This is a genomic window from Psychrobacter sp. TB20-MNA-CIBAN-0197, from assembly GCF_040309765.1.
In the GTDB taxonomy this organism is placed as follows: Bacteria; Pseudomonadota; Gammaproteobacteria; order Pseudomonadales; family Moraxellaceae; genus Psychrobacter; species Psychrobacter submarinus.
The window spans coordinates 1-261 of the sequence record NZ_JBEOPC010000836.1 but is presented as its reverse complement, the minus strand read 5'-3'; the positions used below and the strand labels follow the sequence as shown (position 1 = coordinate 261).

1 protein-coding gene is annotated in these 261 nt (G+C 59.4%); it reads right to left on the bottom strand.

The features are described from left to right. The coding region (locus AAEY83_RS16210; protein WP_502945206.1) for an alpha/beta fold hydrolase at positions 1-261 on the bottom strand (261 nt) is incomplete at both ends.

Sequence of the window (261 nt, the reverse complement as noted above, 5' to 3'; positions counted from 1 at the left end):
ATACCAGACGATCGCGGAACGCCAGATAGTGCTTGAGTACCAGCACCGGCGCCTCGGTTTGCGGATAGTGGCCGATGCCGGGTAAGAGCACGGTGTCTGCATCAGGGATCAGTTCGCGATATCGCTCGACCATGTGCACGCCGGAGATCGGGTCAAATGCGCCATCGATCACCCGCAAGGGAATGTCACCCTGCTGCATGGCCGTCACCCAGCGCTCACGTTGCACCCGGCGCTCGGGGATGTAAGTGATCAATTTATGCA